The following is a 15,157-nucleotide window of genomic DNA, read 5'->3' on the forward strand; positions in this document are numbered from 1 at the left end:
CTGTGCGTGCGCCACTATGGCAGGCCCTGAGGGAGCCCGACAATTCTGTCGCACGCCTCGATCAACGAATGCTCCACCTCGTCGAGTTCCCGGCCGTCGCGGGCGGCGTTCACGACCGCGACCGCCGCCAGCTGGGCGGTCAGCGCGCGGGTCGGCACATCCAGTCTGGCCCACGGGTCGGCCGGGTCGAGCGCGGGGCCGCCGGAGGCGAGATAGGCGCCCAGGAAACGGTCCCAGATGGGCGCCTCGAGCAGCCCGGCCGCGTACCAGGCCGCCGGCCGGGCCAGGTCCCAGACCGGGTCGCCCACGCCCAGGTCGTCGATGTCGATGAGCAGCCAGCGCTCCCGCCGTACCAGCTGGCCCAGATGCCAGTCGCCGTGGGTCAGCAGGCCGGGGACGGGCTCGGGCTCGGGCAGACCGGCGAAGGTCATCCGGATGAGCTGCTCGACCGGGCCGTCGCCCGCCATGCGCCGCACCGCGCGGGCGGCGCGCGCGGGACCGCCCGCCGCCGGCAGCGGCGACACCACCGGCAGGGGTACGGCATGCAGCCGCGCCAGCAGCCTGGCCCCCTCCTCCCACGGCGCGGTGTCCGGGTCGACGGTCTGCCCGGCGGGCCAGACCGTGACGGCCCGCCCCGCCACGTCGAGCACCTCGGTGTCGAGCGGCGCGAGCATGATCCCGCTGAGCGCGGCGGCACCGGCGGCCCGCAACCGGGGCGCCAGCAACACCGGGTCGTCGCGCACGGAGTGCGCCTTGACCACGACCTCGCCCCTGCGCAGCACGACCACGTCCGTGCGGCTGGGATGGACGTCGGGCGCGCCCGTGCCCCCGTAGTCCGCCGCCACCCTCGCCAGTTCTTCCGTGAGACCCACTTGATAAGACTAGGTGTCCCAGCACGATGCCAAAGCGGGAGATGTCATGAAGATCAGCTTCGGGGTGCCGATCTCAGGGCCGTGGGCCCGGCCGGACAACATGCGCACGGTGGCCGTCCGCGCGGAGGAGCTCGGCTACGCGGGCCTGTGGACCTTCCAGCGCCTGCTCTACCCGGAGGGCCACCCCATGGGGCCCGTCTACCGCAGCGTGCACGACCCGCTCATCACGCTGGCCCACCTGTCGGCCGTCACCGAGCGGGTCGAGCTGGGCGTGGGGGTGGTCAACGCGTTCATGCAGCCGGTGATGCTGGCCAAGCAGCTCGCCACGCTCCAGACGCTCGCCGGCGGGCGGCTGGTGGCCGGGGTGGGGCTGGGCTGGCTGGAGGAGGAGTTCGCCGCCTCGGGCGTGGACTTCGCCGGGCGCGGGCGCAGGGGAGAGGAGTTCGTCCAGGTGCTGCGCGCCTGCTGGAACGACGAGGTCGTGGCCCATGAGGGCGAGTTCTACCGGGTGCCGCCCGCCCACATGGACCCCAAGCCGGAGCCCGGCCCGCCGCCCGTCCTCATGGGCGGGGTCGCCGAGCCGGCGCTGCGCAGGGCCGGGCGGATCGCCGACGGCTGGATGAGCTCAAGCCGTGAGGACCTGACCACGATCGACCGGAAGATCGCCCAGGTGAAGGCGGCGGCCGAGGAGGCCGGGCGCGACCCCGGCGCCCTGCGCTTCGTCGTCAGAGGCGTCACCCAGGTCAGGACCGGGCAGCGCGCGCCGCTGACCGGCACCTACGCGGAGATCCGCGCCGACGTGGACGAGCTGGCCGCCAAGGGCGTCACCGAGGTCTTCCACGACCTCAACTTCGACCCCGAGATCGTCACGGCGCCCGCGCCGGAGGCCATGCGCCGGGCAGAGGAGGCGCTGGAGGCGCTCGCCCCCGGTTCCTGACGCCGGGTGACTCGTGCGCGGGCGGGGGCGCCGCCACGGCTTTCGCGTGAGCGGTGCGCCCCTTCGGCTTTTGCCTGAGCGGAGCGCCGCCACGGCTTTCGCGTGAGCGGAGCGCCTCTTCGGCTTTTGCCTGAGCGGAGCGCCGCCACGGCTTTTGCGCGTGTGGAGCGTGTCTGCGGGGTGGTGTGGCTATTGCGCGAGCCGGAGTGCTTCCGTGGCGACGGCGTGGCGCAGGGCGCGGATGCCGTCCCGGCCACGCACCGGGTGGACGGCGTTGGTGAGCAGGACGACGGTCAGGCGGCGCACAGGGTCGACGACCAGCGAGGTGCCGGTGAAGCCGGAGTGGCCGAAGGCGCCTTCCAGCGGCCCGACGATGGACGGGTCGCCGATGCGCACGCCGAGCCCGTGACGGAACGCGGCGCCCTCCGCGCCCTGGTCGCGCAGCATCTCGGCGACCGTGTCCGGCCGCAGCACGGGCCCGCCGCCGAGCCGGAGGTTCTCGCCGAAGCGCAGCACGTCGTCGGCGGTGGAGAAGACCCCGGCATGCCCGGCGACGCCGCCGAGGCCGTACGCGGTCTCGTCGTGCACCCGGCCGCGCACGCAGCCGGGGCCGGGGCGCTCCGGCTTCCACTCGGTGGCGGCGATCCTGGGCAGCCTGTCCGCGCCGGGGTTGTAACCGGTGTCGGCCAGGCCGAGCGGCCCGGTCACGCGGGCCCGTACGAGCTCGTCGAGGGGCGCCCCACCGGCGAGCTCGGCGATCCGTCCCACGGTGACCATGCCGACGTCGGTGTAGAGGTACGGCCCGCCGACCTCACCGGTCACCGGCGTCGCGACCATGGCGGCCATGCGCGTGGCCGGGTCGGCGTCCGGCAGTTCGAGGTCGATGCGGCGCGTCGCCTGCAGCCCCGCGGTGTGGGTGAGCAGCCGGCGCAGCGTGACGCGCGGATCCTTGCCGGGCAGCCACCGCGCCACCGGCTCGTCCAGCCCGGCCTGCCCGTCCTCGGTCAGCGACAGCACGGCCGCCGTGGTGAACAGCTTGCTGATCGAGGCCAGGTCGAAGATCGAGTCGCGCTGGGCCGCCGGCCGTTCGGGAGCGAGGGTGAACTCCAGGTCGGTGTAGCGGACCAGCTCTCCCGCGACCGAGGAGGCGGCCACGACGCCGTCGACGGCGATGACCGCCACGGCCGCCGAGGCGGTGCCGGGAACCGCTTGCGCCAGGATCGCGTCGAGCCGGTCGGACATCAGCTCTTCGCGCCTTCCAGTGCGTCGGCCAGCCGTTCGCCGTGCTCCTCCAGCAGCGTGCGGGCGGCCTCGACGCCGATGCCGTGCCTGATCATCAGGACGGCGACCTTGGCCTGGCCGTCGGCGGCCTCGAGCGTCGCGCGGGCGGTCTCGGCGTCGGCGCCGGTGATGTCGCCGACCATGCGCACGGCCCGCCCGGCCAGCTTGGAGTTCATGGCCGACATCTCGATCATCTGGTTGCCGTAGGTACGGCCCAGCCTGATCATCGAGATCGTGGAGATCATGTTCAGCACCAGCTTCTGGGCGGTGCCCGCCTTGAGCCGGGTCGAGCCGGTCACCACCTCGGGGCCGACCACGACCTCGATCCCGTGCTCGGCCGCCGCCGACAGGGGCGCGCCGGTGTTGCACGACAGGCCGACGGTCAGTGCCCCGCGCCCGGTCGCCTCACCGAGCGCGCCGATCACGAAAGGGGCGCGCCCGCTGGCCGAGACGCCGACGACGGAGTCGTCCGCGCCGACCTCCAGCTCCGCGATCGCGGCCGCGCCCGCCTGGGCGTCGTCCTCGGCGCCCTCGATGGACCGGGTCAGCGCGTCGGGCCCGCCGGCGATGATGCCCTGGACCAGCGACGGGTCCGTGCCGAACGTGGGCGGGCACTCCGAGGCGTCCAGCACCGCCAGCCGGCCCGAGGTGCCGGCGCCGACGTACAGCAGCCTGCCCCCGGCGGCCATCCGCGCGGCGATCGCGTCGATGGCGGCGGAGATGTCCGGCACGGCGGCGGCGACCGCGGCGGGGACGGACGCGTCGGCCTGGTTCATCAACTCGGCGATCTGCTCCGTCGGCAGCCGGTCAATCTGGCTGTAGCGCGGATCGCTCTGTTCCGTGGACAGCTCCGGATCACTCATGACGCTAATTTCCACCATCTACTTCTCTCTTGTAAATAACTTTCAGACAATGGGTTCATGCAACACGTAAGAACCGGAGCCGAACGGCTGGCCAACGACCCCACGCTCGTCCCCGGCGAGCGGATCGGCCTCATCACCAACCCGACGGGCGTCCTGCCCGACCTGACCCCCACCCTGGAGGCGCTGCTGGCGGCCGGAGTGCCGGTCACCGCGCTGTTCGGGCCCGAGCACGGCATGCGCGGCACCGCCCAGGCGGGCTTCAGCGAGAAGGACGCGCTCGACCCCAGGACCGGACTGCCCGTCTACGACACCCACCAGATCTCCGGCGACGAGCTGGACGCCGTCGTGGCCGCCTCGGGGGTGGACACGCTGGTCTTCGACATCGCCGACGTCGGCACCCGCTTCTACACCTACATCTGGACGATGTACGACCTGCTGACCTCCGCCGCCCGGCTCGGCGTGCGCTTCGCCGTCCTCGACCGGCCCAACCCCCTCGGCGGGACCGTCGTCGAGGGCCCCCTGCTCGACCCCGCCTTCGCCAGCTTCGTCGGCCGCTTCCCGCTGCCGATCCGCCACGGCAGGACCGCGGGGGAACTGGCTCTGACGTTCGACCCTGACGTGCTGGTCGTCGAGATGGACGGCTGGACGCGCGAGATGTCCTACGCCGAGACCGGGCTGCCCTGGGTGATGCCGTCGGTCAACATGCCGACCGTCGACACCGCCCTGGTCTACCCCGGGACCGGGCTGTTCGAGGGCACCAACTTCTCCGAGGGCCGCGGGACCACCCGGCCCTTCGAGCTGATCGGCGCGCCGTACGCGGACGAGCGCTACGCCCGCGAGCTGAACGCCCTCGGCCTGCCCGGCGTGCGCTTCCGCGAGGTGTACTTCACCCCCACCTTCCAGAAGCACGCCGGGACCACCGTCTGCGGCGTCCAGCTGCACGTGCACGACCGGCGGGCCTTCCGCCCCGTGCTCACCGGCCTGTCGATGCTCCACCTGGCGCGCACCCTCTACCCCGGCGACTTCGCCTGGTGGGGCCCCAACCTGTTCATGGAGCACCTGTGGGGGTCCGACACGCTCACGCGCTGCCTGGACGACGGCGGCGACCCCCGCGAGCTGTGTCCCGACCCTAGCCTCCCCGATGGCCACCTGCTCTACCCCAGCTCGCGGCGGTAGAGCCAGAAGACGCGTTCGGCTTGCGCGCCCACGGCGCGCGAGTAGAACCGCAGGGGTCCCACCCACCCGATCTGCGCGCTGGCCTGCCCCTCATCACGCTGGCAGGCCAGCGCGCGGCGCAGCAGCACCCGGCCCACGCCCAGCCCCTGCGCCGCCGGAGCGGTGCCCATCGGGCCGAACCAGCCCGGCCGCCCGCCCCACGCCGCGAACGCCAGGATCTCCCCGTCGCGCTCGGCGTAGACGACGCCGTCGGCCGTCTCGGCCTCCCAGGCCCAGCTGTCGTTCCAGTTGCGGCGGGTGAACTCCACGATCGGCTCGCGGTCGCCGCCGCGCGTGCTCACGCCGACCCGCACGCCCTGCCCGGCCAGCCGGGCCAGGTCCTCCTCGACCGACAGGTCCGTGCCGAGGTCGGCGGTCATGTTCCACGCCACGTGGTAGCGCTCGTAACCCAGCCGCTCGGCCAGCGCCGCCGCGGGCGTGTAGCGCACGTCGATGCCCGGCCACGCGTAGCACGGCGGGTTGCCGGCGAAGCGCGCCTGCGCCGCGCCCCGCGCGCGCAGCCACTCCTCGGCCGCGCCCACCAGCTCCCGGCCGCGCCCCTTGCCCTGCTCATCCGGATGTACGGCCAGCAGGTCGATGTGCCCGAGCGCGGCGTCCCGCGTCGACATGGAGGCGAAGACCACCCCGCCGCCCTCGACGATCGCGGTCCAGCGCCGGTCGGCCGGAGGCCGCGCCAGCCGCCTGACCAGCGCCGCCCCCTCCGCGGAGTCGTACGTCAGCGCCGCCCGCGCGATCCGCCCCGCCTCCTCCAGGTCGGGCTCGGCCCCGCGCGTTCCCCCCACGGGCCTCACACCCCGCTCATCGGCCGGGCGATCACGTCGCGGCGCTCGGGGTAGAAGCAGGCGTGCTCCTGCGGCGCCCCCTCGGTCACCTGGAGCACCGGCCGCTCGGTCTCGCAGCGGTCCTGGCGGAACGGGCACCGGCTGGCGAACAGGCAGCCCTGCGCCTCCTGGCTGCCGTCGAGGGCCTCCACGGGCACGACCGGCTGGGCGCCCGGCGTCTCCAGGCCGTGCAGCACCGGGATGGCCGAAAGCAGCGACTGCGTGTACGGGTGCACCGGGTCGGCGATCACGGTGTCCACCGGGCCACGCTCGACGACCTGGCCCCGGTAGATGACGTACATCTCGCCGTCGTCGCCGATGTAGCGCGAGGTCGCCACGTCGTGGGTGATGAACAGCACGCTGACGCCCAGCCGTTCGCGCAGATCCTTCAGCAGCGCCAGGATGCCCAGCCGCAGCGACACGTCGATCATGGAGACGGCCTCGTCGGCGACCAGCACCTCCGGGTCCACCGTCAGCGCGCGGGCGATGACCACGCGCTGGCGCATGCCGCCGGACAGCTGGTGCGGGTAGCGCGACAGCACGCTGCCCGGGTCCAGGCCCACCAGCGCCAGGACCTCCGCCGCCCGCTCGTCGATCCACTTCTCGTCGCGGCCCGTCTGCTTGGCGCGCAGCTTGAGCGGCGCGTAGAGCGTCTGGTGGATGGTCCGCGTCGGGTTCAGCGCCGAGTACGGGTCCTGGTGGATCATCTGGATGCGCCGGAAGTACGGCTGGCGCTGCTTCGGCTTCAACGACGACATCTCGGTGCCGTTGATGCCGATCTCGCCGCCGTCGTAGGTCTCCAGCCCGGCGATGATCCGGCCCAGCGTCGTCTTGCCGCAGCCCGACTCGCCGATGAAGGAGACCGCGCCGCCCTTGGGGATCTCGAAGTCCACCCCGCGCAGCGCCTGGACCTCCCGGCCGGCGAGCACACTGCCCCGCTGCTTGAAGGTCTTGGTGATGCCTTTCCCCGTGATCACGCGTGCTCGCCTTCCCTGGATGGCACCTTGACGGCGCTGTCGACGGCGTGACAGGCCACGATCCGCTCGCCGTACGCCTGGGCCGCCGGGTCGACGGTGTCGCAGACGTCCATGCGCAGCGGGCAGCGCTCGCGGAACACGCACCCCTCCTTCGGCACGGTGGCCAGGGTGGGCGGGCGTCCCGGTAGCGCCTGGGCCTCGTTGATGTCGCCCACCAGGCGGGGGATGGCCCTGATCAGGCCCCTGGTGTACGGGTGCCGCGGGTCGGCCAGGACCTCGCGGGTGGGGCCCTGCTCGACCAGGCGGCCGCCGTACATGACCGCCAGCCGGTCGGCCACCTCGGCCACGACGCCGATGTCGTGGGTGATGACCAGCGTGGTGAGGCCGCGCTCGGCGTGCACCTCGCGCACGATCTTCAGGATGTTCGACTGGGTGATCATGTCGAGCGCGGTCGTGGGCTCGTCGAGCACCACGAGGTGCGCGTTGAGCACCAGCGCCAGCATGATGCCGACGCGCTGGCGCATGCCGCCCGACAGCTCGTGCTGGTGGGAGTCCAGCACCCGCGCGCCGTCCAGGCCCATCCGGCCCAGCAGCTCCTTGGCCTCCCTGACCAGGGCGCGCAGGTCCTCCACGCCGTGCGAGCGGCCGAGGTCGAGCAGCTGCTTGCCGACGGTCTTGAGCGGGTTCAGCGAGTTCTGCGCGGCCTGGAAGACGTAGCCGATGTGCCGGCCGCGGGCCTTGCGCAGCTGCTCGCCCCGGAACTCGGCGACGTTGCCGAGCCCGTCGATCTCCACGCTGCCGTGCTGGATGCGGCCGGGCGGCTGGACCGCGTTGAGCAGCGACAGCGCCATCGTGGACTTGCCCGAGCCGGACTCGCCCACGATGCCGGTGATGGTGCCCGGCTTCAGTTCCAGACTGACATCGCGCACGGCGGGCAGTTCGCCCGCCGGGGTCTTGTAGACGACCGTCAGGCCGTCGATGCGCACTCCCGGCGCCTGTTTTGCCACCTCTACTCCTCGCGCAGCCGGGGGTTGAAGATCTCGTCCATGGCGTCGACCACGAGCACGATGCCGAGCGTGAGCAGCAGGATCGCCAGCAGCGGGGCCAGCAGATACCCGAGCGCGTACGGCTGGATCATCGCGCCGGCCTGGAAGACCGCCAGGTTGAGCATGACGCCCCAGTTGTCCGACTCATAGGGCAGGACGCCGAGGAAGAACAGGCCGACCTGCGCGTAGACGGCGCCGGTGACCGCGATGAGCATGTTCATGGCGATGTAGGGCGCCATGCTCGGCAGCAGTTCCTTGCCGACGATGTGCGTCGTGGAAAGGCCGAGCCCGCGCGCCGCCTCGATGAAGCCGCGCTCGCGCAGCGACAGCGTCTGCGCCCGTACGGCCCGCGCCACCCCGCCCCAGCCCAGCAGCCCGAGCACCAGTCCCATCTGGAACGGGTTGCCGAACTTCCACACCGTGGCCAGCACCAGCAGCAGCGGCAGGCCGGGGATGGTGAGCTTCATGTCGGTGACCCGCATGAGCACGGTGTCCCAGCGGCCCCGCTTGAAGCCGGAGAACAGGCCGAGGCCGGTGCCGACGACGACCGTGATGACCGCGGTCACCGCCGCGCTGAGCAGGACGTAGCGCGAGCCCTTGATGACCAGCGCGACCACGTCGCGGCCCTGCGGGTCGGTGCCGAACCAGTGCTCCCAGCTCGGCGGCTGGGTGACGGCGTTGGCGTTGTCGGGAAGGATGTCCGGATAGAACATCGGCCCGAAGATACCCATGAACGCGAAGCCCAGGATGATGACGACGCCGACCATGCGGCTGGGCTTGCGCTTCATGACGCGCCACACGCCGTGCCAGAAGTTGCGGCGCATGGTGGCGCTCGTGCTCGTGCTCTCCAGGATGACGCTCATGAGGCCTCCTCCCCGCCGCGTACCCGCGGGTCGATCACGGTGTAGAACAGGTCGGCCACGATGTTGGCCACGATGACCGAGGCGGTGATCAGCAGGAACGCGCCGCCCATGAGCGGGTAGTCACGCAGGTTGATGCTGTCGATGAGCAGCAGTCCCAGACCCGGGTAGTTGAAGATCTTCTCGATGAAGACGGCGCCGCCGAGCAGCAGGCCGAGCGAGAGCGCCAGGATCGTGAACAGCGGCAGGATCGCGTTGCGGGCGATGTAGCGGAAGACGATCGAGCGCTTCATCCCGCGCAGTTCCGCGGCCAGGATGAAGTCGTCGCCGAGCACCGTCACCACGCTCGACTTCATCGCCAGGATCCAGCCGCCGTACGCCGACAGGGCGTAGGTGGCGACGGGAAGGACGGCGTGCTGGGCCAGCGAGCCCAGATAGCCGCTGTTCCAGCCGGGCTCGAACAGGATGTCCACCGGGCTGTCGGGCGGCAGCAGCGGGATCAGCGTCGAGAAGATGACCACCAGCAGCATCGCCAGGATGTACTGCGGGATGCCGTGCAGCAGCGAGCCGGAGATGGCCAGCGCGTCGCCGAGCTTGCCGGTGCGCTTGATCGCCGCGTAGACGCCGAAGATGACGCCGACGAGGAAGCTCAGCAGGGTGCCGATGAGCACCGGAAGAACGGTCCATTTCGCCGCCTCGGCGAGCACGTCCGTGACCGGCTGTCCCGGCCGGGTGATGGAGATGCCGAGGTCGAAGCGGAACAAACCGCCCATGTAGGCGAGGTACTGCTCCCACATCGAGCCCGAGGGCAGGAAGCCGTACATCACCTTCGTGGCCTGCAGCGCCGCCTCGGGCGACATGCCGCCTTCGAGCAGCTTCTCGTAGCGGGCCGCCACCGGGTCGCCCGGGATGTTGTTGACGATGAAGAAGCTGATCGTCGCGACCACGAGGATCATGACGATCCCGCGGGCCAGGTGGCCCGCGAGACGCCGCGCGATAACCGTCATGGGTGCCTTACTGCTTCTTCTTGACCAGACCCTGCTGGATCCAGACACCCGAGGGAAGGACGCCGGTTCCGAGGCGCAGGACCTCGTCGTCGTGGGGCCAGCCGGTGAAGCGGCTGTTGTTCACGAACTGGTTGTTGACGTAGTCCCAGAGCTGGATGACCGGCAGGTCCTGGTTGGCCGCCTGGGCCAGCTGGCTCATGATCGGCTTGGCCTCGTCGGGGCCGACCGAGTTCAGCTTGGCGGTGAGCTCACCGGGGTTGATCTTGCCGCCCTCGACCTCGATCTGCTCGGGGCTGCCCATCCAGTTGCCGCTCTTGCCCGCGGCCGAGTGCTTGATCTTGCCGCCGACGTTGGCCCAGCCGTTCGAGGCGCCGTAGAGGCGCTGGAAGATGTCGTACGGCGCGGGCCCGAGCGCGATCAGCCAGAAGCCGACGTCGTACTTGCCCGCGGCGAGCTCTTCCAGGTAGACCGGGTAGTCAGCCGTGGTCACGACCTCGGCCTCGATGCCGGCCTTGGTGAGCTGGCTCTTGATGTTCTCCTGCGCCGACAGCCAGTCGGAGAACCCGGCCGGCGCGTGCATGGAGACCTTCCACGGCGAGCCGTCGGCCAGCGTCCACTTGCCGTCCTTCTTGGTCAGGCCGGCGGTCTTGAACTCCTCCTCGGCCTTGGCCAGGTCCGCCTTGTACGGCTCCAGCTTGGGCAGCGTCTCGGGGATCCAGGCGTCGGCCGCCTTCTGGTGGATGCCGCTGGTGGTGGTCGCGGCGGTGCCGCCCTCGGGCGAGGCGACCTTGGTGACCTGCTCGCGGTCGATCAGGTAGGCCAGGCCCCTGCGCACGTGCACGTTGTCGTAGGGCTTCTTGCTCTGGTTGAAGGCCATGCTCACGGCGACGGGGGAGTACCCCTTGATGACCTCGCTGCCCGGAGCGGCCTTGATGCGGTTCATCACGTCGGTCGGAGCGGCGACGAAGCCGGAGTGGTCGAGCTTGCCCTGGGTCAGGTAGTTCCAGATCTGCTCGTTGCCGGTGTAGTTGAGGAACTTCACCTGGTCCGGCGCGACGTTGGCGGCGTTGAAGAAGTTCTTGTTCTTGACCAGCAGCGCCTCGCCGGGGTTCGCCCGCTCCAGCACGAACGGGCCGCCGGCGACGTCCTTCTGCGGTGCGAAGGCGATCACCTGCTGGCCCAGCTTGGTGATGTCCTCGCGGGCCTTCTCGGCCTCGGCGCCTTCACCGCGCGCGGTCTTGATCGTGTCCCAGATGGTGGCGGGGACCGCGGCGCTCCAGATGTGGGCGGGCAGGACCGTGGTGTCCAGCACGCCGCGGGCGAACTTGGGGCTGGGGTTGGAGAGATCCTGCGTGATCTTGACGGTCTTGTCGTCCACCACGGTGACGTCGGCCGCGGCGCCCGCGGCGCCCGGGGTGACGGCGAAGGCCGTGCTGCCCTGCGTGTAGGCGAGGGCGATGGAGAGCTTGACGTCCTCCGCGGTCACCGGCTTGCCGTCCGACCACTTGGCGTTCGGCTGCAGCTTCAAAGTGATCGAGGAGTTGTCCGGCGCGATCTCCCAACTGGCCGCCATACCCGGCAGGGCCTTGTTGGGGTCGGTCAGGTGGTTGACGACCCAGCCGATCTTCATCGTGGTGTACCCCGGGAAGGCGTTGCCCTTCGGGTTGTACGGGTTCGGCGGCGCGCTCGCGTCGATGCCCGGCCTGTTCACGTCGATCGTGGTGAAGAGCCCGCCACCACCGCCCGAGCCGGACTTGTTGGTGGTGCCGCTGCCGCCGCTACACGCTGTCACGCCGGCTGCAAGGCCCAGCAACGCCACTACCGCTGCTAGTCGCTTCATTTACCGCTCCGGAGATAGTTCTGGGGTTGTCCGGACCTTATGGGCAGGTGGAGGAGGCGTCAATAATCTCCAGAGGTTGTGAGGTTAATGTAACTTTCCTTCATGGACCCCTTGTGTGGCGCTTGGCGCCATCACCCGATGATAAGCACCGCTGCGCCGCTGACCTGCCCGTTTGCCAGATCCATGAGCGCCACGGCGGCGTCGGCGAAGCCGTAGGCGGTCGTTTTCACGCTCGGCGGGTGCTGACCGGCCAGGCGCAGGTAGGAGCGTCCGTCCTGCCGCGTGTTGGCGGTGACGCTGCGTAGCACCCGCTCCTGGAACAGGTGGCGGTCGTAGTCCAGCGCCGGGATGCCGGTCAGGTGGATGCCCGCCACGGCCAGCGTGCCGCCGCGGTCGAGCGCCTCCAGGGCGGGCGGCACGAGGTCGCCTACCGGGGCGAACAGGATCGCCGCCTCCAGCGGCTCCGGCGGCTCGTGCTCGCGGGCCGAGGCCGCGCCCAGTTCCAGGGCGAGCCGCCTGGCCGCCGGCGAGCGGGTGACGACGTGGACCGTGTGGCCCAGCGCGATCGCCGCCTGGGCGGTGAGGTGGGCGGAGGCGCCGAAGCCGTAGATGCCCAGCCTGCCGCCGGACTCCGGCAGGCCCGCCTTCATCAGGGCGCGGTAGCCGATGATGCCCGCGCACAGCAGCGGCGCCAGCCGTTCGGCCGGGACGTCGCCGGGCAGCGGGTAGACGTAGTCGGCCCTGGCCACCACGTACTCGGCGTACCCGCCGTGCGCGTCCCAGCCGGTGTAGGCCGAGTCCGGGCACAGGTTCTCGTCGCCGCGCAGGCAGTACCGGCACCGGCCGCACGTGCTGCGCAGCCAGGCCACGCCCACCCGGTCGCCGCCGCGCACGCGGCCCACCACCTGGTGACCGGGCGTGACCCGCGGACGGCGCGGCGGCAGATCGCCCTCGGCCAGATGCAGGTCCGTACGGCAGAGCGCGCACGCCTCCACCTCGACCAGCACCTCACCCGGCCCCGGCACCGGAATCGGGCGTTCCTCCATGACCAGCGGCCGCCCGGGGGTGTCCACCACCCAGGCGCGCATCGTCCCTACAGGCGGGGTATCGGATCCCATGGCGTGTCCTCATAGACGGTGAGGATGGGGGAGAGGTCCTGCGGCTCGGCGGACAGGACCAGATCGTCCACCTGGCCGACGGGGCTGACGCCCCAGGAGTTCGTGAGGAAGACCGCGGCGAAACCGGCCAGGTCCGCGGGCTTCAGCGTGCGGACGGTCTGCGGGATACCGGCCAACGGCAGCCGCCGTCGCAGGAGTTGCAACGTGATGCCCTCCAGCATCGCCGCCTGCGGCCACACGACGCGCGAGCCGTCGAAGCAGCCCAGGTTCGTGATCGTGCCCTCGGAGATCGTGCCGTCGTCGGCGACGAGCAGCGCGTCGTCGAAGCCCTCCGCGGCGGCCCTGCGGCCCAGGTGGATGGAGGGGAACCCGCCGCCGTGCTTGATGTGCGGCAGGAAACGCTGGTACGCCACCGTCATCAGCCGCTGCGGCGCGGACGGCGCCTCGACCGGCGCGCCCGTGGTCACGATGACGTGCAGTCTGGCGGTCAGTACCACGTTCACCCGGACCGAGGCGTCGTGCAGGTCACCGCCGAGCGCGGCGGCGATCGACTCGACGACCAGGTCACGGTCGACGGGCAGGCCGTAGAGCTCCTCCGTGGCCTGGTCGAGACGGTCGAGATGCAGATCCAGACCACGAACCGCGTGGTTCCTGACCTGCATGGCGGTGAAGTGCCCGCCTCGGGCGGCGATCCCGAGCCCCACGTCGCCGCCGGTAGCCGGCCGCCCGTCCACCACCGCACGCTCCAGACCGATCACCCCTCCACCATATGACCGAGTCAAGAACCCACCCCACCCAGGAGCCACCCAACCAACCCACCAAAGAGCAGCCAACCCAGCCAAACACCGCCCGACCGATCAAGCAGCGGGCAGTGGCTTGGCAGGTCAAAAGCAACTAGCCGGTCCGGTAACGGCTTGGCCGGTCAAGGGGGGCCGTGACGGTGGCGCGTCTGTCCGACGTGAGAAGCGACCCCCACGATCGGCGCCCGCCCAGGGCGGCGGGTGGCGTGGGGGCGGCTTCGCCGTAACGTAGAGGAAGGCTTGTCAGAGAGAAGAGAGGCGAAGGTGGGCGAGGGCGGCGTAGAGGGCGGCGCCGTCGGGGAGGACGGCGTCGTCGAAGGCGGCCTCGGGTGAGTGGTTGTACGGCGCGCTGGCCGGATCGCGGTCGGCCGGGCAGGCGCCCAGGAAGATGAAGGCGCCCGGCACCTGTTCCAGCACGTACGAGAAGTCCTCCGAGCCCATCACCGGCTGCGGCGAGACGAAGAACCGGCCCGGCCCGAACAACTCCTCGACCGTCTGCCCCGCGAACTCCGCCTCCGAGGCGTTGTTGACCGTCACCGGGTAACCCATACCGAACCCGGCCTCCACGGCCATGCCGTTCGCGGCGGCGATGCCCTCGACCACCTCGATCACGCGCCGCTTGACCAGCGCCCTGTTCTCCTTGCTGAAGGTCCGGATGGTGGCCTGGAAGTGCGCGTCGTCCGGGATGACGTTGTCGACCGTGCCCGCGTGGAAGCTGCCCACCGTGATGACGACCGGGTCGAAGACGTCGAACTGCCGCGTCACCAGCGTCTGCAGCGCGGTCACCATCTCGCACGCGGCCGGGATCGGGTCGAGCGCGCGGTGCGGGGAGGAGCCGTGCCCGCCCTTGCCCTTCACCGTGACCAGGAACGTGTCGGCCGCCGCCATGAGCGGCCCCGGGCGGCTGGCGAACAGCGCCGGCGGCAGCATCGCCGACACGACGTGCATGCCGTAGGCGGCCGCGACCCGCTGGCCGGGCGCGTCGAGCACACCCTCGTCGATCATGTACTTGGCGCCCTCGTAGCCTTCCTCGCCGGGCTGGAACATGAACACCACGTCCCCGGCCAGCTCCGTGCGCCGCGCGGCCAGCAGGTGGGCGGCCCCGGCGAGCATCGCGGTGTGCAGGTCGTGGCCGCAGGCGTGCATCTGGCCGTCGTTCTGCGAGATGTAGGGCAGGTCGTTGCGCTCGGCGACGGGCAGCGCGTCCATGTCGCCGCGCAGCAGTACGGCGGGGCCGGGCCGCCCCCCGCGCAGCACGGCGGTGACGGAGCTCAGCGACGAGCCGGTCGTGATCTCCAGCGGAAGGCCGTCGAGCGCGGCCAGGACCTTCTCCTGCGTACGTGGCAGGGTGAGGCCGATCTCGGGCGTGGTGTGCAGAGAGTGGCGGAGCCGGACGAGCTCGTCCCGCATGTCCTGGGCGGATTCCGTGAACGACGACATGCCGTCATTCTTCACATCCCTGTTGCCATGTTGACAAGCGGGGCTCGCTACGATTGTCC

At 71.2% G+C, this 15,157-nt stretch carries 14 protein-coding genes; 2 read left to right on the forward strand and 12 right to left on the reverse strand.

Going from position 1 to position 15,157, the window contains the following annotated elements; genetic code table 11:
* Positions 1-14: 14 nt before the first annotated feature.
* Positions 15-872 carry a phosphotransferase gene (locus ACFWY5_RS36605; protein ID WP_379637465.1) on the reverse strand — a complete coding sequence of 286 codons (858 nt, stop codon included), beginning with the start codon at positions 870-872 and terminating at the stop codon, positions 15-17.
* Between the two features lie 46 nt (positions 873-918).
* Here ACFWY5_RS36605 and ACFWY5_RS36610 point away from each other — a divergent pair, with 46 nt between their 5' ends.
* Entirely contained in the window at positions 919-1,809 is an 891-nt protein-coding gene (locus ACFWY5_RS36610) for a TIGR03619 family F420-dependent LLM class oxidoreductase (protein WP_379637467.1), read from the forward strand.
* Positions 1,810-1,998: 189 nt separating this feature from the next.
* On the opposite strand, the gene ACFWY5_RS36615 is transcribed toward ACFWY5_RS36610, so the two are convergent.
* Together ACFWY5_RS36615 and murQ are read right to left on the reverse strand one after the other, a co-directional pair.
* Entirely contained in the window at positions 1,999-3,051 is a 1,053-nt protein-coding gene (locus ACFWY5_RS36615; RefSeq protein ID WP_379637469.1) for a serine hydrolase domain-containing protein, read from the reverse strand.
* The gene (gene murQ, locus ACFWY5_RS36620; protein ID WP_379637471.1) at positions 3,051-3,953 is read right to left on the reverse strand and encodes an N-acetylmuramic acid 6-phosphate etherase; all 903 of its coding nucleotides are present in this window, start codon (positions 3,951-3,953) and stop codon (positions 3,051-3,053) included. The genes ACFWY5_RS36615 and murQ overlap by 1 nt, the downstream gene beginning before the upstream one ends.
* Before the next feature lie 57 nt (positions 3,954-4,010).
* Between murQ and ACFWY5_RS36625 the strand changes: the two genes are divergently transcribed.
* Entirely contained in the window at positions 4,011-5,129 is a 1,119-nt protein-coding gene (locus ACFWY5_RS36625) for an exo-beta-N-acetylmuramidase NamZ domain-containing protein (protein WP_379619763.1), read from the forward strand.
* On the opposite strand, the gene ACFWY5_RS36630 is transcribed toward ACFWY5_RS36625, so the two are convergent.
* The 9 genes from ACFWY5_RS36630 to ACFWY5_RS36670 form a co-directional block, all read right to left on the reverse strand.
* On the reverse strand, positions 5,108-5,971 hold the full coding sequence (locus ACFWY5_RS36630; protein WP_379637473.1) for a GNAT family N-acetyltransferase: 864 nt from the start codon (positions 5,969-5,971) through the stop codon (positions 5,108-5,110). The genes ACFWY5_RS36625 and ACFWY5_RS36630 overlap by 22 nt on opposite strands.
* Before the next feature lie 5 nt (positions 5,972-5,976).
* Positions 5,977-6,987 carry an ABC transporter ATP-binding protein gene (locus ACFWY5_RS36635; RefSeq protein ID WP_379619759.1) on the reverse strand — a complete coding sequence of 337 codons (1,011 nt, stop codon included), beginning with the start codon at positions 6,985-6,987 and terminating at the stop codon, positions 5,977-5,979.
* On the reverse strand, positions 6,984-7,994 hold the full coding sequence (locus ACFWY5_RS36640; RefSeq protein WP_379619757.1) for an ABC transporter ATP-binding protein: 1,011 nt from the start codon (positions 7,992-7,994) through the stop codon (positions 6,984-6,986). Before ACFWY5_RS36640 ends, ACFWY5_RS36635 begins: the two co-directional genes overlap by 4 nt.
* A 2-nt stretch (positions 7,995-7,996) precedes the next feature.
* On the reverse strand, positions 7,997-8,896 hold the full coding sequence (locus ACFWY5_RS36645) for an ABC transporter permease (RefSeq protein WP_379619755.1): 900 nt from the start codon (positions 8,894-8,896) through the stop codon (positions 7,997-7,999).
* Positions 8,893-9,900, reverse strand: a complete 1,008-nt coding sequence (locus tag ACFWY5_RS36650) for an ABC transporter permease (protein WP_379619753.1) — start codon at positions 9,898-9,900, stop codon at positions 8,893-8,895. Before ACFWY5_RS36650 ends, ACFWY5_RS36645 begins: the two co-directional genes overlap by 4 nt.
* Positions 9,901-9,907: 7 nt before the next feature.
* Positions 9,908-11,692, reverse strand: coding sequence for an ABC transporter substrate-binding protein (locus ACFWY5_RS36655; protein WP_379637475.1), 1,785 nt, complete (start codon positions 11,690-11,692; stop codon positions 9,908-9,910).
* A 179-nt stretch (positions 11,693-11,871) separates the two neighbouring features.
* On the reverse strand, positions 11,872-12,858 hold the full coding sequence (locus tag ACFWY5_RS36660) for a zinc-dependent alcohol dehydrogenase family protein (RefSeq protein ID WP_379637477.1): 987 nt from the start codon (positions 12,856-12,858) through the stop codon (positions 11,872-11,874).
* The gene (locus ACFWY5_RS36665; protein ID WP_379637479.1) at positions 12,834-13,616 is read right to left on the reverse strand and encodes an aminotransferase class IV; all 783 of its coding nucleotides are present in this window, start codon (positions 13,614-13,616) and stop codon (positions 12,834-12,836) included. The genes ACFWY5_RS36660 and ACFWY5_RS36665 overlap by 25 nt, the downstream gene beginning before the upstream one ends.
* A gap of 285 nt (positions 13,617-13,901) precedes the next feature.
* Complete coding sequence (locus ACFWY5_RS36670) at positions 13,902-15,098, reverse strand: M20 family metallopeptidase (RefSeq protein WP_379619745.1); 1,197 nt, start codon at positions 15,096-15,098, stop codon at positions 13,902-13,904.
* Between the last annotated feature and the right edge of the window lie 59 nt (positions 15,099-15,157).

It is taken from the genome of Nonomuraea sp. NPDC059007 (assembly GCF_042740555.1).
Taxonomy (GTDB): Bacteria; Actinomycetota; Actinomycetes; order Streptosporangiales; family Streptosporangiaceae; genus Nonomuraea.

Coding starts and splice junctions, on each gene's coding strand:
- ACFWY5_RS36610 (WP_379637467.1), top strand. CDS start 919: ATGAAGATCAGCTTCGGGGTGCCGATCTCAGGGCCGTGGGCCCGGCCG.
- ACFWY5_RS36615 (WP_379637469.1), bottom strand. CDS start 3,051: ATGTCCGACCGGCTCGACGCGATCCTGGCGCAAGCGGTTCCCGGCACC.
- murQ (WP_379637471.1), bottom strand. CDS start 3,953: ATGAGTGATCCGGAGCTGTCCACGGAACAGAGCGATCCGCGCTACAGC.
- ACFWY5_RS36625 (WP_379619763.1), top strand. CDS start 4,011: ATGCAACACGTAAGAACCGGAGCCGAACGGCTGGCCAACGACCCCACG.
- ACFWY5_RS36645 (WP_379619755.1), bottom strand. CDS start 8,896: ATGAGCGTCATCCTGGAGAGCACGAGCACGAGCGCCACCATGCGCCGC.
- ACFWY5_RS36650 (WP_379619753.1), bottom strand. CDS start 9,900: ATGACGGTTATCGCGCGGCGTCTCGCGGGCCACCTGGCCCGCGGGATC.
- ACFWY5_RS36660 (WP_379637477.1), bottom strand. CDS start 12,858: ATGGGATCCGATACCCCGCCTGTAGGGACGATGCGCGCCTGGGTGGTG.
- ACFWY5_RS36670 (WP_379619745.1), bottom strand. CDS start 15,098: ATGTCGTCGTTCACGGAATCCGCCCAGGACATGCGGGACGAGCTCGTC.